Source organism: Niallia sp. FSL W8-0635, from assembly GCF_038007965.1.
GTDB lineage: Bacteria > Bacillota > Bacilli > Bacillales > Cytobacillaceae > Niallia.
In genome coordinates this window covers 2900162-2924852 of record NZ_JBBOYD010000001.1, presented here as the reverse complement: position 1 = coordinate 2924852, position 24691 = coordinate 2900162, and the positions used below count along the sequence as shown (strand labels likewise).

22 protein-coding genes are annotated in these 24691 nt (G+C 35.2%); 21 read left to right on the top strand and 1 reads right to left on the bottom strand.

The genetic code is table 11. From position 1 onward, the window contains the following. Positions 1-7 precede the first annotated feature (7 nt). The 11 genes from accC (at position 8) to spoIVB (ending at position 12406) form a co-directional block, all read left to right on the top strand. Complete coding sequence (accC, locus tag NYE52_RS14150; RefSeq protein ID WP_341193659.1) at positions 8-1366, top strand: acetyl-CoA carboxylase biotin carboxylase subunit; 1359 nt, start codon at positions 8-10, stop codon at positions 1364-1366. Between the two features lie 15 nt (positions 1367-1381). After that, positions 1382-1792 carry an Asp23/Gls24 family envelope stress response protein gene (locus tag NYE52_RS14145; RefSeq protein WP_341193658.1) on the top strand — a complete coding sequence of 137 codons (411 nt, stop codon included), beginning with the start codon at positions 1382-1384 and terminating at the stop codon, positions 1790-1792. Between the two features lie 273 nt (positions 1793-2065). Beyond that, entirely contained in the window at positions 2066-2458 is a 393-nt protein-coding gene (nusB, locus tag NYE52_RS14140; protein WP_341193657.1) for a transcription antitermination factor NusB, read from the top strand. Positions 2459-2648: 190 nt separating this feature from the next. Further along, complete coding sequence (xseA, locus tag NYE52_RS14135) at positions 2649-3995, top strand: exodeoxyribonuclease VII large subunit (protein ID WP_341193656.1); 1347 nt, start codon at positions 2649-2651, stop codon at positions 3993-3995. 3 nt (positions 3996-3998) lie between these two features. Then, complete coding sequence (xseB, locus tag NYE52_RS14130; protein WP_312092273.1) at positions 3999-4238, top strand: exodeoxyribonuclease VII small subunit; 240 nt, start codon at positions 3999-4001, stop codon at positions 4236-4238. 3 nt (positions 4239-4241) lie between these two features. Next, entirely contained in the window at positions 4242-5135 is an 894-nt protein-coding gene (locus NYE52_RS14125) for a polyprenyl synthetase family protein (RefSeq protein ID WP_341193655.1), read from the top strand. A 482-nt stretch (positions 5136-5617) separates the two neighbouring features. After that, the gene (dxs, locus tag NYE52_RS14120; protein WP_341193654.1) at positions 5618-7510 is read left to right on the top strand and encodes a 1-deoxy-D-xylulose-5-phosphate synthase; all 1893 of its coding nucleotides are present in this window, start codon (positions 5618-5620) and stop codon (positions 7508-7510) included. A gap of 7 nt (positions 7511-7517) precedes the next feature. Continuing rightward, positions 7518-8348 carry a TlyA family RNA methyltransferase gene (locus NYE52_RS14115; protein WP_341193653.1) on the top strand — a complete coding sequence of 277 codons (831 nt, stop codon included), beginning with the start codon at positions 7518-7520 and terminating at the stop codon, positions 8346-8348. 298 nt (positions 8349-8646) lie between these two features. After that, positions 8647-9096 carry a transcriptional regulator AhrC/ArgR gene (ahrC, locus tag NYE52_RS14110; RefSeq protein ID WP_341193652.1) on the top strand — a complete coding sequence of 150 codons (450 nt, stop codon included), beginning with the start codon at positions 8647-8649 and terminating at the stop codon, positions 9094-9096. 16 nt (positions 9097-9112) lie between these two features. Further along, positions 9113-10801, top strand: a complete 1689-nt coding sequence (gene recN / locus NYE52_RS14105; protein ID WP_341193651.1) for a DNA repair protein RecN — start codon at positions 9113-9115, stop codon at positions 10799-10801. Positions 10802-11113: 312 nt separating this feature from the next. Continuing rightward, positions 11114-12406, top strand: coding sequence for a SpoIVB peptidase (spoIVB, locus tag NYE52_RS14100; RefSeq protein ID WP_341193650.1), 1293 nt, complete (start codon positions 11114-11116; stop codon positions 12404-12406). Positions 12407-12480: 74 nt separating this feature from the next. On the opposite strand, the gene NYE52_RS14095 is transcribed toward spoIVB, so the two are convergent. Continuing rightward, positions 12481-13398, bottom strand: a complete 918-nt coding sequence (locus NYE52_RS14095; protein ID WP_341193649.1) for a 1,4-dihydroxy-2-naphthoate polyprenyltransferase — start codon at positions 13396-13398, stop codon at positions 12481-12483. Between the two features lie 496 nt (positions 13399-13894). Here NYE52_RS14095 and spo0A point away from each other — a divergent pair, with 496 nt between their 5' ends. The 10 genes from spo0A (at position 13895) to NYE52_RS14045 (ending at position 24438) form a co-directional block, all read left to right on the top strand. Further along, positions 13895-14683, top strand: coding sequence for a sporulation transcription factor Spo0A (spo0A, locus tag NYE52_RS14090; RefSeq protein WP_341193648.1), 789 nt, complete (start codon positions 13895-13897; stop codon positions 14681-14683). A gap of 344 nt (positions 14684-15027) precedes the next feature. Next, positions 15028-15228 (top strand): cold-shock protein, encoded by a 201-nt coding sequence (locus NYE52_RS14085; RefSeq protein ID WP_341193647.1) that lies wholly within the window; start codon positions 15028-15030, stop codon positions 15226-15228. Between the two features lie 109 nt (positions 15229-15337). Further along, positions 15338-16060, top strand: coding sequence for a glycerophosphodiester phosphodiesterase (locus tag NYE52_RS14080; RefSeq protein ID WP_341193646.1), 723 nt, complete (start codon positions 15338-15340; stop codon positions 16058-16060). 300 nt (positions 16061-16360) lie between these two features. Continuing rightward, positions 16361-17968 carry a helix-turn-helix domain-containing protein gene (locus NYE52_RS14075; protein ID WP_341193645.1) on the top strand — a complete coding sequence of 536 codons (1608 nt, stop codon included), beginning with the start codon at positions 16361-16363 and terminating at the stop codon, positions 17966-17968. 22 nt (positions 17969-17990) lie between these two features. Continuing rightward, the gene (gene buk / locus NYE52_RS14070; RefSeq protein WP_445669115.1) at positions 17991-19070 is read left to right on the top strand and encodes a butyrate kinase; all 1080 of its coding nucleotides are present in this window, start codon (positions 17991-17993) and stop codon (positions 19068-19070) included. A gap of 15 nt (positions 19071-19085) precedes the next feature. After that, positions 19086-20510: a dihydrolipoyl dehydrogenase gene (gene lpdA / locus NYE52_RS14065; RefSeq protein ID WP_341193644.1), complete on the top strand. Its 1425-nt coding sequence runs from the start codon at positions 19086-19088 to the stop codon at positions 20508-20510. A 92-nt stretch (positions 20511-20602) separates the two neighbouring features. Next, positions 20603-21595 carry a thiamine pyrophosphate-dependent dehydrogenase E1 component subunit alpha gene (locus NYE52_RS14060; RefSeq protein WP_341195196.1) on the top strand — a complete coding sequence of 331 codons (993 nt, stop codon included), beginning with the start codon at positions 20603-20605 and terminating at the stop codon, positions 21593-21595. A gap of 15 nt (positions 21596-21610) precedes the next feature. Continuing rightward, on the top strand, positions 21611-22594 hold the full coding sequence (locus NYE52_RS14055) for an alpha-ketoacid dehydrogenase subunit beta (RefSeq protein WP_341193643.1): 984 nt from the start codon (positions 21611-21613) through the stop codon (positions 22592-22594). Positions 22595-22619: 25 nt separating this feature from the next. Next, positions 22620-23876 (top strand): dihydrolipoamide acetyltransferase family protein, encoded by a 1257-nt coding sequence (locus tag NYE52_RS14050; protein WP_341193642.1) that lies wholly within the window; start codon positions 22620-22622, stop codon positions 23874-23876. Between the two features lie 121 nt (positions 23877-23997). Then, a complete protein-coding gene (locus tag NYE52_RS14045) occupies positions 23998-24438 on the top strand; it encodes a BrxA/BrxB family bacilliredoxin (RefSeq protein ID WP_341193641.1) in 441 nt (146 codons plus the stop codon). The last annotated feature ends 253 nt before the right edge of the window (positions 24439-24691 follow it).

Below are 24691 nucleotides of genomic sequence, written 5' to 3'. Positions count from 1 at the left end.
TTAATCAATGATAAAAAAACTATTAATCGCAAATAGAGGAGAAATAGCTGTCCGCATCATTAGAGCGTGTCGTGAATTAGATATTCAGACAGTGGCAATTTATTCGGAAGCAGATCGTGAGGCATTACATGTGCAAATCGCAGATGAAGCATACTGCATTGGCCCTAAGGCTTCTAAAGATAGTTATTTAAACTTTACAAACATAATAAGTGTAGCAACATTAACAGGATGTGATGCCATTCATCCTGGTTATGGATTCTTGGCAGAGAATGCGGATTTTGCTGAACTATGTAGAGATTGCAAAATCACGTTTGTAGGTCCTAGTCCAGAGGCTATTAATAAAATGGGGACAAAAGATATTGCTAGAGAAACGATGCGTCAAGCTGGCGTGCCAATTGTTCCTGGTTCTCAAGGAATCATTAAAGATGTAGAAGAAGGAATTGTACTAGCTAAAGAAATAGGATATCCAGTAATTATTAAAGCTACTGCAGGCGGCGGCGGTAAGGGTATCCGTGTGGCGAAAACAGAAGAAGAATTAATTAAAGGAATCAATATTACACAGCAGGAAGCATTAACAGCTTTTGGTAATGCGGGAGTGTATTTAGAAAAATACATTGAGGATTTCCGTCATGTAGAATTACAAGTGCTTGCTGATAATTATGGAAATGTCATTCATTTAGGTGAAAGAGATTGCTCCATTCAGCGCCGACTGCAAAAACTATTGGAGGAAACACCATCCCCTGTTTTAACAGAAGAAATGCGAGAGAAGATGGGAACTGCTGCTGTTAAGGCTGCCGCTGCTGTAAATTACACAGGTGCAGGAACGGTAGAATTTATCTTTGATTATCAAAATCAAGCATTCTATTTCATGGAAATGAATACACGCATTCAAGTAGAACACCCAGTAACAGAAATGGTAACAGGTATTGATTTAATTAAAGAACAAATACTAGTAGCATCAGGTAAACCTCTGGAGTATAAACAAAAGGATGTTACTTTTACAGGATGGGCAATTGAATGTCGAATCAATGCTGAAAATCCTGCAAAGAATTTCATGCCTTCACCAGGGAAAATTAATATGTATTTACCGCCAGGCGGATTAGGTGTACGTGTTGATTCAGCTGCTTATCCTGGTTATACGATCCCTCCATACTATGATAGTATGATTGCAAAGGTTATTGCCTATGGATCAACTAGAAAAGAAGCTATTTCCCGCATGAAACGGGCGCTGAGTGAGTTTGTTATCGAAGGTGTACACACTACGATTCCATTTCACTTAAATCTCCTTAATCATGAAAAGTTTGTGGAAGGCAACTTCAACACAAAGTTTTTAGAGATGTATGATTTAATGAAATCAGAAGATTAAAAGGAGGAAAAGATTATGAGCGAAACAACTACAAGTTTAGAAATGAACCAAGAGTATAATGGGCTAGGAAAAGTTGAAATTGCCCCTGAAGTAATTGAGGTTATTGCAAGCATTGCTGCATCTGAAGTGGAAGGTGTAGCACAGATGAGAAGTAATTTTGCAACTGGAGTTGTGGAGAAATTCGGCAAGAAGATGCACAACAAAGGCATAAAGGTTGATCTCAGTGAAGAAGGAATTAAAGTAGAAGTATATTGTGTGATGAATTTTGGTATTTCTATTCCACAAGTTGCTCAGCAAATTCAAGATAATATTCGTCAGACATTAATCAATATGACTGGTCTTGTTACAGAGGAAGTTAACATTCACATTGTCGGCGTTCAGTTTGAAACAGCAAAACAAGAAACTGAATTACAACAAGAAATGTAAAAGAGTAAAGGTAGAGCAACCATATAATGAGTTGAAATAGCAAAGGCTGAACAGGAAAGAACAAAATACCTATTATAAGAGGCTCCTCTTAGTTAGGTATTTGAGTTTCATCCTGGACAGCCTTTGTTTTTGTGAGAAATTATAGGTAACTTAAACATAATTCTAGGTTTTTTTCATGTAAGATAGAGTTTTGTTTTTATTTATGCTATTATTCATGTAGCATAGATAAATAGGTTGTTAAACCTATGTAAGGATTTTAAAGGAGCTTAAATAATGAAAAGACGAACTGCCAGAGAAAAGGCCTTACAGGCACTATTTCAAATTGATATTAGTGATATAGATAAGGAAACTGCGATAGAACATGTTTTAGAAGGAGAAAAATCTGATTTATACCTTACTAAATTAGTGGATGGTGTATTAAGCCATAAGGATTCTATTGATGAAACAATAAAGCAATATTTAGAAAATTGGACTATAGAAAGAATTGCGAATGTAGACCGTAATGTTCTACGGCTTGCAGCGTTTGAAATTATGTACGGACAATCAGATGATGTTCCTGTAAATGTAGCAATTGATGAAGCTGTTGAAATTGCTAAACTTTATGGTGATGATCAATCTGGTAGATTTGTCAACGGAGTACTATCAAAAATTAAAGAAAATCAATAGTAATAAGAGAAACGAAGGTTTGATTAAAAAAGTACGAATATGTGACGATTATTATCTCGTTTGGTTAAATAAATGAGATTTGTTATCATCCTTAATTGTTTCCTTCTATAACCTATAAACATGAATGAAAAGGGGATGTGGTGTATGATACTACACCCCTTTTTCCATCCTGTATAAGGAGTTTTTATAAATGGAATCACGTTATTTAACAGTACATGCTTTGACGAAATACATAAAAAGAAAATTTGATGCAGATCCTCATTTACACGAAGTCATGGTAAAAGGTGAAATTTCTAACTTTAAGCAGCATTCAAGTGGCCATATGTATTTCACCTTAAAAGATGAAAAAGCTAGAATTTTAGCAGTGATGTTTGCTCGTAATAATCAGCAAATGAAATTCACACCTGAAAATGGGATGAAAGTACTTATTAAAGCAAGTATCACTGTTTATGAATCAAGTGGACAATATCAAATGTATGTTGCTGATATGCAGCCAGATGGAATAGGTCAGCTTTATTTGGCTTATGAACAGTTAAAAGCAAAATTGGAACAAGAAGGGATGTTCCAGCCGGATCATAAGCAAGCGATTCCTAAGTATCCAAGAACAATTGGTGTGATTACTTCTCCTACTGGAGCTGCTATTAGAGATATTATTACGACAATAAAAAGACGCTATCCAATTGCAAAAATAATGATCTATCCAGCATTAGTTCAAGGAGAAACAGCAGCACCTTCTATTGTAAAAGCTATTCAACAAGCTAATCAGCAGGATTCCCCAACGATTGATGTTCTCATAGTAGGTAGAGGCGGCGGATCTATTGAGGAATTATGGGCTTTTAACGAAGAAATCGTTGCCAGAGCCATTTACACTTCGAATATTCCCATAATATCCGCTGTTGGTCATGAAACGGACTTTACTATTGCAGATTTTGTTGCTGATATGCGTGCCCCAACGCCAACGGGAGCAGCAGAGTTAGCGGTACCTCACATTGATGAACTTGTTGAACGAATTTTGACAAGGAAAAGTCGGCTAATTAGAGGGATAAAAGAAAAGGTAGAATTACAAAAATTACGCCTAAATAGAATACAGCGCTCCTATGCCTTTCGTTATCCTAAGGTATTATATGATCAAAAAATGGAGCAGTTAGATAAGCAGACAGAGCTATTAATGCGCAATGTTCAAAGAGTTTTTGATCAAAAGAGCAATCAGCAGCAATTAATACAAAAACAGCTGGAAAGAAATCATCCTCAACAATATATAAAGAAAGCTAATCAAGATTTAGCTAGCTTACAAAAAAATTTAATCCGCAATACGGAGCTTATACTTCAGACGAAAAGACAGTCATTTCTTTCGAAAATTGGTAAGATGGATGCATTAAGCCCTTTGAAAATAATGGAAAGAGGCTATAATGTAGCCTATGATAATAGTGGGAAATTAATAGCTAGTATAAACCAAGTTAAACCTAAGGACCATATTGAATTAAATCTTGCTGATGGAAAAGTAGAAGCAGAAATTATTGCAGTAAAGGAGAGATAGATATTGGCAACCAATTCAGAAAAGAAGCCATCATTTGAAGAAGCGATGGAAGAATTAGAAAGAATCGTTGAAAAATTAGAAGAGGGAGACGTTCCATTAGAAGAAGCGATCAATACGTATAAAAAAGGAATGGAGCTTTCGAAATACTGTCATGAGAAATTAAAAAATGTTGAAGAACAATTGGCTGAAGTAGTATTAGAAAATGGAAAAAAACAACCTTTTTCAATTGCTGAGGAGGAATAACGCTTGAATAAAATTTCTTTGTCAGCATTTTCAGATAAATATAAGGATATATTGGAAAAGGAATTAAAGAAAAATGTAGAAAAGCTTGTCGCTCCTAATAACTTAAAAGATTCCATGCTATATTCGCTAAATGCAGGGGGAAAAAGAATTCGTCCGCTTCTATTATTTGCAACATTGCAGGCGTATGGAAAAGATCCTTTAAAAGGGTTATTAGCTGCAACGGCAATTGAAATGATTCATACTTACTCTTTAATTCATGATGATTTGCCAAGCATGGATGATGATGATTTACGAAGAGGGCTGCCAACAAATCATAAAGTATATGGAGAGGCAACTGCGATACTTGCAGGAGATGCACTCCTTACATACAGCTTTCAAATAATGACAAATATGAATCAGCAACATATTCCTGCTGATAGAATACTTACTACCATTAACCTTTTAGCAAAGGCAGCAGGTGCAGAAGGAATGGTTGGTGGACAAGTAGCTGATATAGAAGGGGAAAACAAGGCTTTAAATCAGCAGGAACTGGAGCATATTCATTTGCATAAGACAGGAAAACTACTAGAAGTTAGTATTATAATTGGTGCAATACTAGCAGAAGCTACTAGCTCTGAAATAAAGAAGCTGCAACAATTCTCCTACCATTTAGGGTTAGCATTCCAAATTAGAGACGATATTCTAGATTTAGAGGGAGATGAGGCTCTTATTGGAAAACCAATCGGCAGTGACATGGACAACCACAAAAGTACTTATCCAAAAATATTAACAATGGATGGAGCAAAAAGAGAGTTAGATCAGCATATCAGACAAGCAAAAGACCAGCTTATTGGTTTACATTTAGATAGTGCAATTCTAGAAGAGATTACAGATTTGATTGCGTATAGAAATAATTAAATAATCTTCCTAAACGTTTTAAAACGTTTTCAAGTTGGTATATAATAATACTAAAAATAACTGTTTATACCTTAGAATAAAAGAGGCAGTTTAAGAATAACTTCTAAAAAAGCCAAGAAGTGAATGAAAATATCCAAAAAATATCAGGGTGTCTCAAGAATAATTACATCACTTATGCCTTTTATAAAAAAGTATTTATAAAAGTGCATCCGGTGTTGTTCCACTTTGAGGCATCCTTCTTTTAAGCGCTAAAAATTTCTTTGGAATTCTGCTATGTAGAATTACTACTCTTAAGGGTAAAGGAATGGTATAATACATATTTAATTGCAAGAATAAATTAGGTTTTTTTTAAGAAATAATGTATTCTAATATAAAATACAATCTCAGACGAATAGATAGTAAAAGGGAAGAAGATATACCAATTTAGCATATAAGAAATAGAGGCTATTGGTTATAACTGAATGAAAGTGAGTTGTTACCTAATGGATTTAATGTCAATTGAAAATCCAGCATTTTTAAAAGGGTTATCCAATAAGGAGCTTGAAAGCCTTAGCGAAGATATCCGTCACTTTTTAATTAATAGACTTTCTCTAACAGGCGGCCATATTGGTCCAAATTTAGGCGTAGTGGAATTAACAATCGCACTTCATAAATGTTTTGATAGTCCCAAGGATAAAATGCTATGGGATGTAGGACATCAATCCTATGTACACAAAATTTTAACTGGTCGTGCAAAAGATTTTGATACCCTTAGACAATATAAGGGAATGAGCGGTTTTCCAAAAATGAATGAGAGTGAGCATGATGTATGGGAAACAGGTCATAGCTCTACTTCGTTATCTGCAGCAATGGGTATGGCAGTAGCTCGGGATTTGAAAAAGGAAGATTCTTATATCATTCCGATTATTGGTGATGGGGCTTTAACAGGTGGAATGGCACTCGAAGCACTTAACCATATAGGTGATGAAAAGAAAAATATGATTGTTATCCTTAATGATAATGAAATGTCGATTGCTCCTAATGTAGGCGCACTTCATCAAGTATTAGGAAGATTAAGAACGGCTGGAAAATACCAATGGGTTAAAGATGAATTAGAAATGCTTTTGAAGAAAATTCCAGCAGTAGGTGGGAAAATGGCTGCCACTGCTGAAAGAATTAAAGATAGCTTGAAGTATTTATTAGTTTCTGGTGTGTTTTTTGAAGAGCTAGGATTTACTTATTTAGGTCCAGTAGATGGACATGATTTTGATGATCTATTGGAGCAACTAAATTATGCAAAGAAAACTTCCGGACCAGTTTTGTTACATGTCATAACTAAAAAAGGTAAAGGTTTTTCTCCTGCTGAAAAAGATAAAATTGGAACATGGCATGGAACAGGTCCCTATAAGATTGAAACAGGAGATTTTGTAAAACCAACCATTACTGCACCAGCTTGGAGTAAGCTAGTAAGTGATACGGTATTAAAATTAGCAAGAACAGACGAACGCATTGTTGCTGTTACTCCTGCTATGCCAGTAGGCTCAAAATTAGAGGCATTTGCAAAGGAATTTCCAAATCGCATGTTAGATGTTGGAATAGCAGAACAGCATGCAGTTACATTAGCAGCGGGTCTGGCGACTCAAAAGATGAAGCCGTTTTTAGCCATTTATTCTACGTTTTTGCAAAGGGCATACGATCAAATGCTTCATGATGTTTGTCGTCAAAATCTAAACGTTTTTATTGGAATTGATCGAGCAGGATTAGTAGGAGCAGATGGAGAAACCCATCAAGGGATTTATGATATTGCTTTTTTACGTCATATGCCAAACTTAGTTTTAATGATGCCCAAGGATGAAAATGAGGGTCAGCATATGGTAAACACGGCTATTCAGTACAATGATGGACCGATTGCAATGCGTTTCCCTCGAGGGAATGGTATAGGTGTTGAACTTGACTCTACTTTAAAAACAATTCCAATTGGTACATGGGAAGTTCTAAGAGAGGGTACAGATGCAGCAATCCTAACTTTTGGAACGACGATTGAAATGGCAATGGAAGCAGCCAATCAGCTTGAATCACAGGGGGTACATGTAAAAGTAGTAAACGCGAGATTCATTAAGCCATTAGACGAAAAAATGCTTTCGGATTTGTTGAAAAAGCAAATACCAATTTTAACAATTGAAGAAGCAGTTTTACAAGGTGGATTTGGAAGCTACTGTTTAGAATATGCACATGATCATGGATTTGGAGCAAATATAATTGATCGTATGGGAATTCCCGATGAATTTATCGAGCATGGCGATGTAAACTCTTTATTAAACGAAATAAATTTAAATAAAGAAGAAGTTGTAAAAAGAATTTTATCTATTGCAATAAAAAAACAAAAGAGGGCTTAGAGCATTCATGAAGAAAGAAAGAATTGATGTATTGTTAGTGGAACAAGGTTTATTCGAAACGCGTGAAAAGGCAAAACGTGCAGTTATGGCAGGAATTGTCTATTGTGAAGAAAATAGACTAGATAAACCTGGTGAAAAAATAAGTGCAGATTCAAAGCTGTCTGTAAAAGGGAAAACATTGCAGTATGTATCAAGAGGCGGATTAAAGCTTGAAAAAGCGCTTAAAGAATTTGATGTTGATGTGAAAGATAAAGTATTACTTGATATTGGCTCTTCTACTGGTGGTTTTACCGATTGTGCTTTGCAAAATGGGGCTAAACAATCTTATGCCTTAGATGTTGGCTATAATCAATTAGCGTGGAAACTTAGACAAGATGAGCGTGTCATTGTGATGGAAAGAACTAATTTTCGGTACGTAACACCTGTTGACTTAAAAGGGGAAATGCCGAATATAGCTTCTATCGATGTCTCGTTTATATCCTTAAAGCTCATTTTACCTGTTTTAAAAACATTGTTAGTATCAGGCAGTGATGTCATTGCTCTAGTGAAACCGCAATTTGAAGCAGGTAGAGAGCAGGTTGGAAAAAAAGGAATTGTTAGAGATCGAAAAGTCCATGAGGCGGTATTAGAGAAAATTATCGATTTTTCCATAAAAGAAGGGTATGTTGTTAAAAACCTGTCATTTTCTCCAATAACCGGAGGAGATGGAAATATTGAATTTTTGCTACATCTATATTGGGATGAACGACAGGAACACTCTGACCATTTTTATCAAATAAAAGAGACTGTTGATGCAGCTCATTCCGAATTAAAAGCAAAAAAAGAAACCGAAGAATAAGCAAATGAAAAAGGGTTTGACTACATGAAGACAACTATTAGTGCAATAGTGCTAGTAGAATGAGTTTTATTGTAGACGGGCCCTTTTTGTTGTGCATAAAATGCAAAAATAAGGTGCAAAATGATTTTGTTTTCTTTGTTCTTGTAAAAAGGCGAACAAACACGGTAAAATAGATAAAAGGAAAATGTCTAAAAAAATCGAATGAACGACTAAAAGGCAACAAATACTTTGGATAAAGCAAAAAATAAATTATACATAATCAATTAGACAAAATGATAACCACAAAAGGATGGAAAATATGAATAAGGGTCAAAGGCATATAAAAATAAGAGAAATCATTACAAATAATGATATTGAAACGCAAGATGAATTAGTGGATGAACTGAAAAGTGCTGGTTATAATGTTACACAGGCAACTGTATCAAGGGATATTAAAGAACTTCATTTAGTAAAAGTTCCCCTTCAGGATGGTAGATATAAATATAGCTTACCAGCTGATCAACGATTTAATCCGTTGCAAAAATTAAAAAGAATGCTAATGGATTCATTTGTAAAAATCGACTCTGCTGAAAATTTACTTGTGCTAAAATCCTTGCCAGGAAATGCACAAGCGATTGGTGCATTAATAGATAATTTAGATTGGGACGAAATACTAGGAACAATTTGTGGGGATGATACATGTCTAATCATTTGTCGTACTGCAGAAGATGGCAAGAAAATTAGTGCTCGTTTTCTTGATATGCTTTAATATGGGGGGACATTAATTGCTAAGTGAATTATCGATTAAAAATTTTGCAATCATAGATAGTCTATCCATTTCTTTCAAAAAAGGGCTTACTGTACTAACTGGTGAAACAGGTGCAGGGAAATCCATTATTATTGATGCGATAAATTTATTAGTTGGTGGACGAGGCTCTGCCGAATTTGTTCGTCATGGAGAAGAAAAGGCGGAAATAGAAGGATTATTTTATATCGAAGAAGGTCATCCATGTTTTCGAAAAATGACGGAGTTTGGAATAGATATCGATGAAGGTACAATTGTTTTAAGAAGAGATATTGCTTTGTCGGGAAAAAGTGTTTGCCGAATAAATGGTAAACTAATTACTATTTCGGTATTAAGGGAAATTGGTTCGACACTAATTGATATTCATGGACAGCATGAACATCAAGAATTAATGGATGAAACAAAACATTTACAACTACTAGATACTTTTGCAATGGGAGAATTAGCGCCGGTTATAGAAGAGTATGAAGAAATTTATCGCTCTTATATGCAAACACATAAAAAATTGATGAACTTAACGGAAAATGAGCAACAGATGGCGCAAAGACTCGATCTATTGCAATTTCAGTTTAATGAAATTGAAAGTGCTCATTTAAAATTAAACGAAGATGAAGAGTTATTGGAAGAGAGAAAGAAATTAGGTAATTTTGAGAAATTATATGATAGTATTCAAACAGGCTACACTGCCCTTAGAGGAGAACAAAAGGGGTTAGACTGGCTTGGTGAAGTAATGGGTAATATGGAGGAAGCGGCAAGTCTAGATACAGAGTATAAAGATATGGCTGAATCTGTTTCCAATAGTTATTATATTTTAGAAGATATTGCAAGGCAGATGAGAAGTGCTTTAGATTACTTAGAATATGACCCAGAAAGATTAAATGAGATTGAAACAAGGCTAAATGAAATTAATACCTTAAAGAGAAAATACGGTAAAACTGTGGCGGAGATTTTAGAGTATGCTGCTAAAATTGAAGAAGAGTTAGAAACACTTCAAAATAAAGAAACGCATATTGATTTATTAGAACGTGAGTTAGCTTCACTAAAAAAAGATTTATTAGTGGAAGCAAAGGAATTGAATGTTTTAAGAAGAAAAGCGGCAGATCGTCTGACAGATAGTATTCATCAAGAATTAAAAGAACTATACATGGAAAAGACAATTTTTGAAGTGAGAATACATGCTAATGAGAATAATGTCACGAAAAAAGGAATAGATGAAGTAGAATTCTATATTTCCACAAATCCAGGAGAACCGCTAAAGCCATTATCGAAAATTGTTTCTGGTGGAGAGCTATCTAGAATGATGCTTGCATTAAAAAGTATTTTTTCTAAGCACCAAGGTGTTACATCCATTATCTTTGATGAAGTAGATACTGGTGTTAGTGGAAGAGTAGCTCAGGCAATTGCCGAAAAAATTCATCATGTTTCTGTTGATTCTCAAGTACTATGTATTTCCCACTTACCACAAGTAGCTGCGATGGCAGACACACATTTATTTATTGCGAAAAAAATTGACGATGGAAGAACTGCTACGTCTGTTACTCCTTTGGCACAGCAAGAAAAGATAAGAGAAATTGGAAGAATGATTTCAGGTGCAGAAATTACCGAATTAACAAAAAAACATGCAAAAGAACTGTTAAAATTAGCGCAAAAAGCTAAGAATAGATTATAGACACGTAAAACCTCTGTATATGTGCAGAGGTTTATTTTATTCTTTAATGTGTTTTCTAAAGATTTTTGTGTCTAATTAATTGCTTATATAGGGATGAAAAAGAGGGAGACCTTTTTAGAGATGCAAGAGTTGGTTAAAGGTTTCTCAATATTAAGCAAAGAATTACATTCATGCATAAATAATAATAACAATGATATCCAAAATGGGTAGGTATTTAAAATTTTTAACAGTTATAAATGAGGCTTTTACAGGCAAAGTTATAAATGTAGCCGGAGAAGTTGTGGTGAAAAGAAGCGAGGAGAGTGAAGAGAATTGAAAAGTGATATCCTTAGAAAAATAATTGGTGGGATTCTCCTTGTTTCATTAATATCTTTAGTATGTAATCAATCATTTCAAGAATATCTTCATATCCCAAAAAGCATTACATTGTTTGAAGGACAATCAATGGAAATCAACAATAGTGAGGCGATTTCTGTGACAGCAAATGTAGCAGACGAAGATTCGGTTGTTGCATTAAGTCAAGAAAAAGGAAAACTTTCTTTGCAAGGAAAAGTAAGTGGGAAAGAAGAGATGATGCTTGAGCTTGCTGGTTTTCCGATCAAAAAAGTGGATGTGAATGTTCTAAAAGACTTTAAAGTGATTCCTGGTGGCCAGTCCATTGGGGTAAAACTAAATACAGTTGGCGTACTGGTGGTTGGGCACCACCAGGTAAATACAGAAGAAGCAAAACAATCACCTGGTGAAAAAGCAGGGATTAAAGTTGGCGATATGATAGTCGAAATAAATGGAACGAAAATCGAAAAAATGGCAGATGTAGCACCATTTGTTCAAAAAGCAGGCGAAGAAAATAAACCATTAGATATAACTGTTAAAAGAGAGAAAGAAGAGTTTAAAACAAAGTTAATGCCGCTAAAAGAAAAAGGAGACAATACTTTTAAACTAGGGCTATATATAAGAGATTCAGCAGCAGGAATCGGAACTATGACCTTCTATCATCCAGAGTCTAAGAAATATGGGGCATTAGGTCATGTCATATCTGATATGGATACAAAAAAACCAATAGTTGTGGACGATGGAGAAGTACTACGATCTACAGTAACGAGTATTGAAAAAGGTAGCAATGGAAACCCTGGCGAAAAATTAGCAAGATTTTCAGAGGATAAAGAAGTAATCGGGGACATTAAAACAAACAGTCCTTTTGGCATCTTTGGAGAACTGAATAAAGACATTAAAAATGGAATAATGGATAAGCCGATGCCGATTACATTATCTGACCAAGTAAAGGAAGGACCTGCACAAATATTAACAGTCGTTGATAATGATCAGGTAAAGCTATTTGATATTGAGGTAGTAAGTTCTGTACCGCAAAAATATCCTGCTACAAAGGGGTTAGTTATTAAAGTAACAGATAAAGAATTATTAAGTAAAACCGGTGGGATTGTCCAAGGAATGAGTGGTAGTCCAATCATTCAAGATGGGAAGGTAATTGGAGCAGTGACCCATGTATTTGTAAATGATCCGACAAGTGGATATGGTGTTCATATTGAATGGATGTTAAATGAAGCGGGAATTGATATATACGAAAAAGAGCAAAAAGCGTCATAAAAAGAAAAAGTATCATGCGAAAGGATTTGTTAACATTCCTTTTACATGATACTTTTTGTCTGGTTGATGAGACTTTACATATTCTGCATGATGAAATCTAATAAATAACCAACTGTAATAAATAATCCAAACATTGTGTTCGTTAATCCCGTATTTTTCATTGCAATTGGTGTTTGGCTCCGATCACCCTTAAAGCCTTTAATCGCTTCAAGTGGCTTTTTGAAACTTAGTAATACGATTAGAAGCCATGGACTAAATGCACCGACTGCTACAAAGATAATGACCCATAGGTAAGATAAAATAAATAATGCCGCAAGTAGATTAACAGCCTTGTTAAAACCAATTAGGATGGCAATCGTTTTTCTACCACCCAATGTATCTTCTTCAATGTCTCTAATATTATTCGATAAATTAATCGCACCAATCAGTATTGCGATTGGTACTGAAATTAGAATACTTTCCTGATGAATCTCACCTGTTTGAATATAGAAGGAAATAAGGATAAAAATACATCCCATACATATTCCAGAAAATACTTCTCCGAATGGTGTATAAGCTATAGGAAGCGGTCCACCAGTATACAAATAACCAATCGCCATACCAAGTAAGCCAACTAATGCAATCCACCAACTAGTATTAGAACAAATATATATACCTAAAAGAAGAGCGATTATATATAAGCTTATTGCCATATTCAAAACTAATTTCGGTCTCATTCCATGATGAACTATGGCTCCGCCTATGCCTACTGATTCAGCAGTATCTATGCCTCTTATATAATCATAGTACTCATTAAATAAATTAGTTGCTATTTGAATAATCAAACAAGCAAACATCATGGCAAAAAATAAACCCCATTTTGTTGAGGCATAAGGGAAAGATAATACCGTACCAATGGAAACCGGTACAAAGGAAGCTGTTAACGTATGAGGTCTTGTTAGCTTCCACAGTATTTTATAACTAGGTTTTACTTCATTTGTGACATTTTCCATATAAAAATCCTTTCTATCATAGGGCAAATTATAAAAGCACATGTACTATGCCTTTTACTTTTAGTAAGGTAAGCTTTGTGCTAAGAGTTATCTGATAGGAACAGATAAGTTGGGGCCAAAAAATGGACACATCTTTTGTCCAACTTTAATAATACCGTATAAAGTAACCTTCCAACAACAATATATTCATAAAAAAGTCATAATTTTTTCTTCCAAATAATGAAGGGATTGGGTAAAGGGTGGTTAAATTAGTTGTGTTCTTTTTCAAAGTCCATAAATGGGGTATAATATAAATATAAAGATTTTTCGACAAATATACGAAACATATCGAAAGTAGTCGAAAACATGAGAAAATGAGAGAAATAATAGGGTTTTTCCTATTTTTTAAGTTTTTTTTATAAAATCAGAGGATTTTCTGTTGCTTTGTCGAAAATGTCCATTAGAATAAAAATATAGAGAAACTTGAGACATTGGGACCTAAGGGAGGAAACAAGCATTGAAGAAAATAAAAGTTTGTATTGTTGATGATAATCGAGAACTAGTTGGCTTATTAGAAGAGTATATAGATGCTCAGGAAGATATGGAAGTAATCGGTGTAGCGCATAATGGGCAAGAATGTCTAGAATTGATCGAACAACTGGAGCCGGATGTGATGGTCCTCGATATTATTATGCCCCATCTTGATGGATTGGCAGTGTTAGAGAGAATGCGCCAAATGAATAAAAAAATGCCGAATGTTATTATGCTAACAGCATTTGGGCAAGAAGATGTCACAAAAAAAGCAGTTGAATTAGGTGCATCTTACTTTATTTTAAAACCATTTGATATGGAATATTTAGCAGGGCATATTCGTCAAGTAAGTGGTAAAACAACTGGATTTGTTCGTAAATCTTCCTCTTCTTCTTTCAAAACACACCAAGAACCAAAAACAAAGAATTTGGATGCGAGCATTACGAGTATTATCCACGAAATTGGTGTGCCGGCTCATATTAAAGGTTACCTTTATTTAAGAGAAGCGATTTCGATGGTGTATAATGATATCGAATTATTAGGATCGATTACCAAAGTACTTTATCCAGATATTGCTAAAAAATTTAACACAACTGCAAGTCGCGTCGAACGTGCAATTCGTCATGCGATTGAAGTGGCTTGGAGCAGAGGCAACATTGACTCCATCTCCTCCTTATTCGGCTACACTGTCAGCATGTCTAAAGCAAAACCAACTAACTCTGAGTTTATTGCGATTGTGGCTGATAAGCTAAGGCTTGAACATAAGGCTTCTTGAGAGGGTTAGGATTATTTCAAAGCATACCATAACGTATTCTTACGTTTGGTATGTTATAATTACAAATACAGGTTTATCATATAGAAATGATAGGGGTATAAATAGATTCAAGCGCAATTGCGAAAACTTGCTATTGTGAAATAAAATCCATAATAAGGAATTTATTTTAAAAAATTGAAAAAAATTCACCCAAAGGTTTGCTTTCTGAAGATTAACCTGTTAATATTAAGGAGACTTATTTTTGTTCTTTAGAAAATAGTTGAGAAATACATATTTCTTTATTTTTTACTACGAGCAAGGATAGTAATACATTTGTGCATAAAGCACATAGGAGGAAACAAGAAATGGCTACAGGTAAAGTAAAATGGTTTAACGCAGAAAAAGGATTTGGATTCATCGAAACTGCTGAAGGACAAGATGTATTCGTACATTTCAGCGCTATTCAAACTGAAGGTTTCAAAACATTAGATGAAGGTCAAGAAGTTTCATTTGACATAGAAGAAGGTCAACGCGGACCTCAAGCTGCTAACGTACAAAAAAACTAATTTAACAAAAACAGATACAGGCTCTGACTTATGTTAGAGCCTGTTTTTTTCATCAATTATTAAAATATGGAATAGCGAATGAGTTCTACATATAAGGAAGTGATTTGACGTGACGAAAATATTTGCACATCGTGGTTTCTCTGCTCAATATCCGGAAAATACAATGAAAGCTTTTGAAGAAGCAAGTAAAGCAAAGGCTGATGGAATAGAAATTGATATTCAAATGACAAAAGATGGAGAAATAGTCATTATTCATGATGAAAAAGTAGATAGAACGACAAATGGATCGGGTTATGTGCAAGAATTAAGTTATAATGAGTTACGATCATTAAATGCAGGACACCGATTTAAACATATTGAAAAAGAAGCTATTCCCACATTAACGGAGTTATTTGATTGGATGCAGGACAATAAAATAACATGCAATATAGAAATGAAAAATAATAAAATCTCTTATAAAGGGATGGAAGAAAAAACAATCGAGCTTATTAGAAAATACGGTTTTGAAAACCGAATTATATTTTCCTCGTTTAACCATTATAGCCTCGTACTAAGTTATCGTATAGCACCTGAAATAGAAACAGCTCCATTGTTGTCAGATGGGATATACCAGCCGTGGATTTATGCCAATGCTATAGGTGCCAAAGGTTTTCATCCTAATTACAAACGGATTAACCAAGAGATAATCAAATCCTCCGAAGAAAAAAATATAAAAGTAAGAGCATATACAGTAAATAACCCCAAAACAATGAGCGCATTAATGAAGGAAGGGATATCAGCAATTATTACTGATGAGCCCATTCTTGCACGAGAAGTATTAACCCATTTATAAAGAGTAAAGGTTTTCTACCTAGATTCTATTGGTAAATAGAGTGATGGTGGAGAACCTTTTTTTGTGATAAATTTCTACTTCTGACAAATCTTCTTATTAAAAATATAAAGGAATGGCTATAAGCATTTTAGCTTCTCACGAAGTTAACTATAGTCCAAAAAGAAATAAGAGGTAATAGGTAAGATAAGCGTTTTTTTCTGAAATATATGAAAAAGGGAAAAAAATTGCATAATTACTGCAGGCTATGTATAGTATAGATATGAAAGAAATTGCACAGATGAACAGATTGGAAGTGCGCTAATGATAAATGAAACTATACCGTCAGCCTCTTATACCCTTTTTGATGAAATGAAGGAAGGGATTATCCTAGTAGATAATCGTGGAGTCATCTGTTATTTCAACAAAAGTGCTGAAAGAATGTTACAAAAACAATATCACCTCCAAATAGATCAACATATATTATCCAGCATTCCCAACAGTGGGATGATGAGGGTGTTACATACTAAAAGAAAAGAAGAACAGAAAATGTTTGCAATTTCTGAAAATGATTATCTCCTAATTTCTCGTTACCCTATTGAAAATAAAGGGAATCAAGTGATTGGTGCAGTTGCGGTATTGCAGGAAGCTAGTCGTAAAAGAGATTGGATGGATGAAGATAATATTCAGATACTCCTGAATTTGATTTTGCAAAAAAGTGCAGAAGCTTATGCAGTGGTTGATGAACTTGGTCAAATTATTATGCAAAATTCATCATATGAGGAATTGCTTTCCATATTAGAACAGCAAAATGAAATTAGTTTAATTGCCAAGAACAGAGAAGAAGTCTTTCAAACGAGACGGGATTCTGAAATAACGATAAATACAGATGCTGTTTGTCTTCATATAAAAAGTTCACCAATTATAGTGGATGGAATATTAAAAGGCTGTCTGCAAATTATTAACAATCAATCGGAAACAATCCATGTCGAAAAAGAACTACGACTTACGAAAACGATTATACGTAGGTTGGAACAAAGCTATCAGTTTGAGGACTTTATTTATCAATCACCTTTCATGAAATTTGCAGTCGAGCAAGCAAAGCTAGCAGCCACTAATAGACGTGTCCTGTTTATTAGAGGGGAGGAAGGTTCGGGGAAGTTTATGCTTGCTAATGCCATTCATAATTATGGCGAAAATAAGTTTCAATTATTTAAACGTATCCATCCAAAAAGAAATCGAGAACAATTAATAATGTTTTTAGGCAATGACAGTAACGACAGAGGAACCGTTTACTTGGAAAATATCACTTGCTTATCAATGGATGAACAAGCTTTGCTTCTAGAATTAATTAGAAGCTATGGAAAAGAAGACAAACAATATCCTTTTCGACTTATTGTTTCATCTCCTATAAAGCTAGAAAAAGCATTAATTGCAGGTGTGTTTTTAGAAGAACTATATGATGAGCTAATGAAATCGAATATTTATTTACCCCCATTAAGTGAGCGAAAAGAGGATATTTTTCCATTAGCCAAATATTTTCTCTTGGAGCTAAACAAGGAAAGTGGAAGATGTATTAGCGAGATTTCAATAGATGCAAAAAAAGAACTAGAAGCATATCCTTACACAGCTAATGTGCAAGAATTAAAGGCCATTTTACAACTAGCTGTAATCAAAGCACAGGAAGAAGAAATGGTGCTTAAATCGGAGCATCTTGTCTTACCGGTAAAGATAAAAGAAAAACAAATAGACTTGAATAACGAAACGGATAATGATAATCAAACACTTTCGGAGCAAGTAGAAAAATACGAGAAAGTTATTATAGAAAAAACCTTGAGAAAGTTAGATGGGAACAAGACATTAACCGCTAAAACCTTAGGCCTCTCCGTTCGCAATTTATACTATAAATTGGATAAGTATAACTTAAATTAATTTTTGACAAGGGGATATTTTAATGAGTAAATTTCGGATATTGGTAATAAACCCAAGGTCATTTGTAACAGAAATTGCCCTCTATGAAAATGAGGTTCCAATTATAGTAGACGATATACACCATAATGCAGAACAACTGCAGGATTTCCCTTCTATTGTTTCTCAGTATATGTACCGATCAGAAGAAGTTCTTTCTTATTTGGTGGCAAAAGGAATTAATCTTTCAAAATTAGCGGCTGTTTGTGGAAGAGGCGGCTTGCTTAAGCCGATTGATGGTGGAACTTATCTTGTAAATACTGCTATGCGAAATGAATTACTTGGACAAACGAGAGGAGAACACCCTTCGAACTTGGGGGCTCTTATTGCCTATGAAATCGCTAAGCATTTCGAAATTCCTTCTTATATCGTAGATCCAGTTGTTGTAGATGAAATGGACAACATTGCCAAAATTTCTGGTTATCCAAGTATCACAAGAAAAAGTGTTTTTCATGCTCTTAATCATAAAGCGTCAGGAAGAAGAGCGGCAATGGAGCTTGGAAAAAAATATGAGGAAGTTCATTTAATAATTGCTCATCTTGGAGAAGGTATTACAATTGGTGCTCATTCGAAGGGCAGAGTAATAGATGTCAACAATGGATTAAATGGGGAGGGACCATTTAGCATCGAACGATCAGGTACACTACCTCATGGTGATTTAGTTGATTTATGTTATTCAGGAGCATTTAACTACGAAGAAATGAAGCGAGAATTACTATACCATTCTGGAGTAATGGCTTACCTTGATAAATCAAATAGAGATTCTTTGGAATTAGATAAAGAGTTGAAACATATTGACAACCCAAATTATCCGGTTTTTGAAGCTTTGGCCTATCAAATAGCAAAGGAAATTGGCAGTGCAAGCACCGTACTATTTGGAAATGTCGATGCGATTATCTTAACTGGCGAGCTGGCATTTAGTAACTTATTTGTAAAATTAATTATGGAACGTGTGAATTGGATTGCAGATATAATGGTATATCCAGGTGAAAACGAACGACAATCATTGGCACAGGGAGTATTAAGAGTATTACGCAAGGAAGAAATACCAAAAGAGTATGGATAAAGAGGAGTGAAGAATATGGCAAAAGAGTATGATCTTGTCATTCTAGGCGGTGGAACAGGCGGATATGTAGCAGCGATTCGCGCCTCGCAATTAGGTTTAAAGACAGCAGTTGTAGAAAAAGGAAAATTAGGTGGTACTTGTTTACATAATGGTTGCATTCCGAGTAAAGCTTTATTAAGAAGTGCAGAAGTTTATGCGACCACGAAAAAAAGTGATGAGTTTGGGATTTTCACTTCAGATATACGATTGGATTTTAGCCGAGTGCAAGAAAGAAAATCAACTATCATAAATCAGCTTCATAGTGGTGTCCAATACTTAATGAAAAAAGGAAAAATCGATGTTTATGAAGGAAATGGAAGAATACTAGGGCCATCTATTTTCTCTCCCATGCCAGGAACTATTTCAGTTGAAATGAATAATGGAGAAGAAAATGAAATGATCCTACCTAAACATGTGATTATCGCAACAGGTTCAAGACCGAAAAGCTTACCAGGACTACAGATAGATGGTACGACTGTAATTAGTTCAGAGGAAGCGCTTCAAATGGAGGAGCTTCCTAAATCAATCATTATTGTTGGTGGCGGAGTGATAGGGGTTGAGTGGGCCTCTATGCTGGCAGATTTTGATGTAAGTGTAACAATCTTAGAATATAGTGATCGATTAGTACCGACAGAGGATAAGGAAATAAGTAAAGAATTACAAAGAATTTTGAAGAAAAAAGGGATAAAAATTGTAACAGATGCCAAGGTATTAGCGGAAACATTGCAAAAAGAATCTTCTAAAGTAACCATTCAAGCAGAAAAAAATGGAGATATTCAAACATTTGAAGGAGAAAAGCTGCTTGTATCAGTTGGAAGAATAGGTAATGTCGAAGGAATAGGTCTTGAAAATACCGAGGTTGCAGTTGTTAATAATCAGATTCAAACGAACCAATATTACCAAACAAAGGAATCACATATTTATGCAATTGGTGATTGTATAGGCGGATTACAGCTTGCACATGTTGCATCAAATGAAGGCATGATTGCCGTTGAACATCTAGCAGGGGAAAATCCTTCTCCTTTAGATTATAAAACAGTCTCCAAATGCATCTACACAAGTCCGGAAATAGCTAGTGTAGGCTATACAGAAGAAGAAGCAATTGCCTTAGGACATACGATTAAAAAAGGTAAATTTCCATTTAAAGCAATTGGAAAAGCGCTCATTTATGGCGAACAAGATGGATTTGTAAAAATAATTACGGACCAAGAATCAGATGATTTATTAGGCGTTCATATTATCGGTGCACATGCTACCGACTTAATAGCAGAAGCGGCGCTAGCAAAAGTACTTGATGCAACAGCGTGGGAAATCGCAAATACGATTCATCCGCACCCAACACTGACAGAAGCAATTGGAGAAGCAGCACTTGCAGTAGACGGTATAGCAATTCATGGTTAGATAGAAGAAATGGAAAAATAGAAAAGAAAAATGATTTCTATTCCAATATAGGGGGAACAAAGATGAGCCAATTAGGAGGTAATAATATGACAATGGTCCATAACCGCCATTTAGAAGCTGGTTTAACAGATGATCAAGTATTAGAAATGTATGAGCAGATGCTCCTTGCAAGAAGAATTGATGAAAGAATGTGGTTATTAAATCGATCAGGAAAAATCCCATTTGTCATTTCCTGTCAAGGTCAAGAAGCGGCACAAGTGGGTGCAGCATTCGCATTTGACCGTGAAAAGGATTATATTCTACCATATTATCGTGATTTAGGAGTTGTGCTTGCTTTTGGAATGACCACAAAAGATATCATGCTTTCAGGCTTTGCAAAAGCAGAAGATCCGAACTCTGGGGGAAGACAAATGCCAGGACATTTCGGACAAAGGAAAAACCGAATTGTTACAGGTTCTTCTCCGGTTACTACACAAGTACCCCATGCAGTGGGGGTTGCATTAGCAGGTAAATTGGAGAAGAAAGATTTCGTGACGTTTGTAAGCTTTGGTGAAGGCTCTTCAAACCAAGGAGATTTCCATGAAGGAGCAAACTTTGCTGGTGTGCATAAACTACCTGTTATTTTCTTCTGTGAAAATAATAAATATGCTATTTCTATTCCAATTGAAAAGCAACTAGGTTGTGCAAATGTTTCCGATAGAGCAATTGGCTACGGCATGCCAGGGGTTACGGTGGATGGAAATGATCCGATTGAGGTATATCGAGTTACGAAAGAAGCAGTAGAAAGAGCAAGAAGAGGAGAAGGACCAACGCTAATTGAAACAATTTGCTATCGTTTAACTCCTCATTCTTCTGATGACGATGACAGTACTTATCGCGCAAAAGAAGAAGTGACAGAAGCAAAAGCAAAGGATCCTTTATTTACATTTAAAGCGTATTTAATTTCTACTGGTATATTAACAGAAGAATTGGATCAGAAACTAAATAACCAAATTGCAAAAGAAATTAATGAAGCGACAGATTATGCGGAAAAGGCGCCATATGCACAACCAGAAGATACATTGAAATATGTATACGGCAATTAAGGGGGAAATAGAAAGATGCCAGTAATATCTTATATAGATGCAGTAACTCAAGCAATTCGCGAAGAAATGGAAAAAGATGATAAAGTATTTATCCTTGGAGAAGATGTTGGAGTGAAAGGCGGCGTTTTTAAAGCGACAACAGGCCTTTATGAACAATTTGGTGCTGAACGAGTAATCGATGCCCCACTAGCAGAATCTGCCATAGCAGGTGTAGGAATTGGTGCAGCAATGTATGGTTTAAAGCCTATTGCAGAAATGCAATTTGCAGATTTCATTATGCCTGCTGTTAATCAAATTGTATCAGAAGCAGCAAAAGTTCGATATCGTTCGAATAATGACTGGACGTGTCCCATTGTTATTCGCGCTCCTTATGGCGGGGGGATTCATGGAGCACTTTACCATTCTCAATCTGTAGAGGCAATGTTTGCGAATACACCGGGTTTAAAAATTGTCATGCCATCAACACCTTATGATGTAAAAGGGTTATTAAAAGCAGCCATTCAAGATCCTGATCCTGTTTTATTCTTTGAACATAAACGTGCCTATCGATTAATTAAGGGGTTTGTTCCAGAAGAGGATTATGTGTTGCCAATCGGTAAAGCAGATGTAAAGCGAGAGGGCGAAGATATTACCGTTATTACATACGGATTATGTGTTCATTTTGCCTTGCAAGCTGCTGAAAAATTAGCAGAGGATGGTATTTCAGCACATATATTAGATTTACGTACCGTTTATCCTCTCGATAAAGAAGCCATTATTGAAGCTGCATCGAAAACGGGAAAGGTTCTACTGATAACAGAGGATAATAAAGAGGGCAGCATTATTAGTGAAGTGGCAGCGATTATTGCTGAAAACTGTTTATTCGATTTGGATGCACCCATTATGCGATTAGCGGGAGAAGATGTTCCGGCGATGCCATATGCGCCAACGATGGAAAAATTCTTCTTGGTTACGCCAGAAAAAGTAGAAACAGAAATGCGAAAGCTCGCAGAATTTTAAGTCGTAAAAGAAAGAGTGAAAAGAGATGCCGATTGAAAAAATTACGATGCCCAAACTAGGAGAAAGTGTAACAGAAGGAACAATAAGCAATTGGATTGTTGCTGTTGGCGATGTAGTTAATAAATATGATCCACTTGCTGAAGTGATGACTGATAAAGTAAATGCAGAAATTCCTTCCTCTTTTTCGGGTACAATAAAAGAACTTATAGCAGAAGAAGGCCAGACACTTGAGGTTGGTGAAGTGATTTGTACCATTGAAGTAACAGGGGGTAGCTTGCAGGAAGATACCACTATGAGTGGAGAACCAGTAAAAAAAGAACCTACTTCTCATCAAGCTGATACTAGCCAAAAATCAAGGTATTCACCAGCTGTATTACGATTATCTCAGGAAGCTGGAATTGATTTAGCTCTTTTAACTGGAACAGGTGCCGGTGGAAGAATTACGAGAAAAGATGTACAAAAAGCAATAAACGAAGGAACTCCACAGGTAAAAGTGGAAGAGAAAGTGACGGTAAATGTCCCAATTGAGACAACTCCTCTTAAAGAAACCAGTGTACATAGTAACAGCCATCAAACTAAAGCTGGAGACAAGGAAGTTCCAATTACTGGGGTTAGAAAAGCAATTGCAAGCAATATGGTGAAGAGTAAGCATGAAATTCCTCATGCTTGGACAATGATTGAAGTGGACGTAACGAAGCTTGTTCAATATAGAAACAAAGTGAAAGATTCCTTTAAGCAGGAAGAGGGCTATAATTTAACGTTCTTTGCTTTTTTTGTGAAAGCAGTTGCCCGAGCATTAAAAGAGTTTCCAGAAATTAATTCAACTTGGGCTGGAGATAAAATAATACAGAAAAAAGAGATTAATATTTCTATTGCTGTAGCAACAGAGGGTGCACTTTTTGTACCTGTTATCAAGAATGCTGACGAAAAATCAATTAAAGGAATAGCAAGAGAAATTACAGAGCTTGCAAACAAAGCGCGAACAGGTAAATTAGCAATTGATGAAATGCAAGATGGAACATTTACTGTTAATAACACTGGATCATTTGGTTCCATTCAATCAATGGGGATTATCAACCATCCGCAAGCTGCTATTCTTCAAGTGGAATCAATCGTTAAAAGACCAGTTATTAAAGATAATATGATTGCTATTTCAGATATGGTGAATTTATGTATGTCTCTTGATCATCGAGTACTGGATGGACTTGTTTGTGGAAGGTTCTTGCAAAGAATTAAGCAAATACTAGAGACTACATCAGAAGAAACAACGCCAATCTATTAAAAGATTGGGAAATATAGTTCCGAAAATTGTGAATACAGCTAATGCAAACATATATATTGAAAATGAATACTTTTTTTATAATAATGTAGTAAGAATATATTTCAAAAAAGGGAGCGAAACGATGAATATTGATTTTAACTTATTCATGAATGATGTTGTCCGTCAAGCACGCCAGGAAATAGTAGATGCTGGGTATCAAGAATTAACGACAAAAGAAGCAGTAGATGAAGCATTATCCCAAAAAGGTACGACGCTAGTGATGGTGAATTCTGTATGTGGATGTGCAGGTGGAATTGCAAGACCGGCTGCTGGCTACTCATTACATTATAAAAAAAGACCAGATCAATTAGTAACTGTATTTGCAGGACAAGATAAAGAAGCAACAGAACAAGCACGTTCCTATTTTACTGGCTTTCCTCCTTCTTCTCCCTCATTTGCTTTAATGAAAGATGGGGAATTAGTGAAAATGGTAGAGCGCCATGAAATTGAAGGACATGATCCAATGCAAGTAGTAGAAAAACTACAGAATGCATTTGAAGAGTATTGTGAAGAAGTAAAATAAGTACTTTATATTTGATTAAAAAAGCTCAGATTCTGAGCTTTTTTTGTTGGAGCAACAATTTAAAATGAATGTTCCCCTTGTAAAATGACTATTTATCAATATTTCAACCTTGAAGTCGGAAACACTCTAATAAAAAAATGAATTTTCGAAAATTTATATAAATTATTTAAAAATTAAGTTTTTTCAGAATAGTATTTTATTAAATGAATTTGTATGAATTATATTGAATATTTATTAGTATGTGTTAAAATTC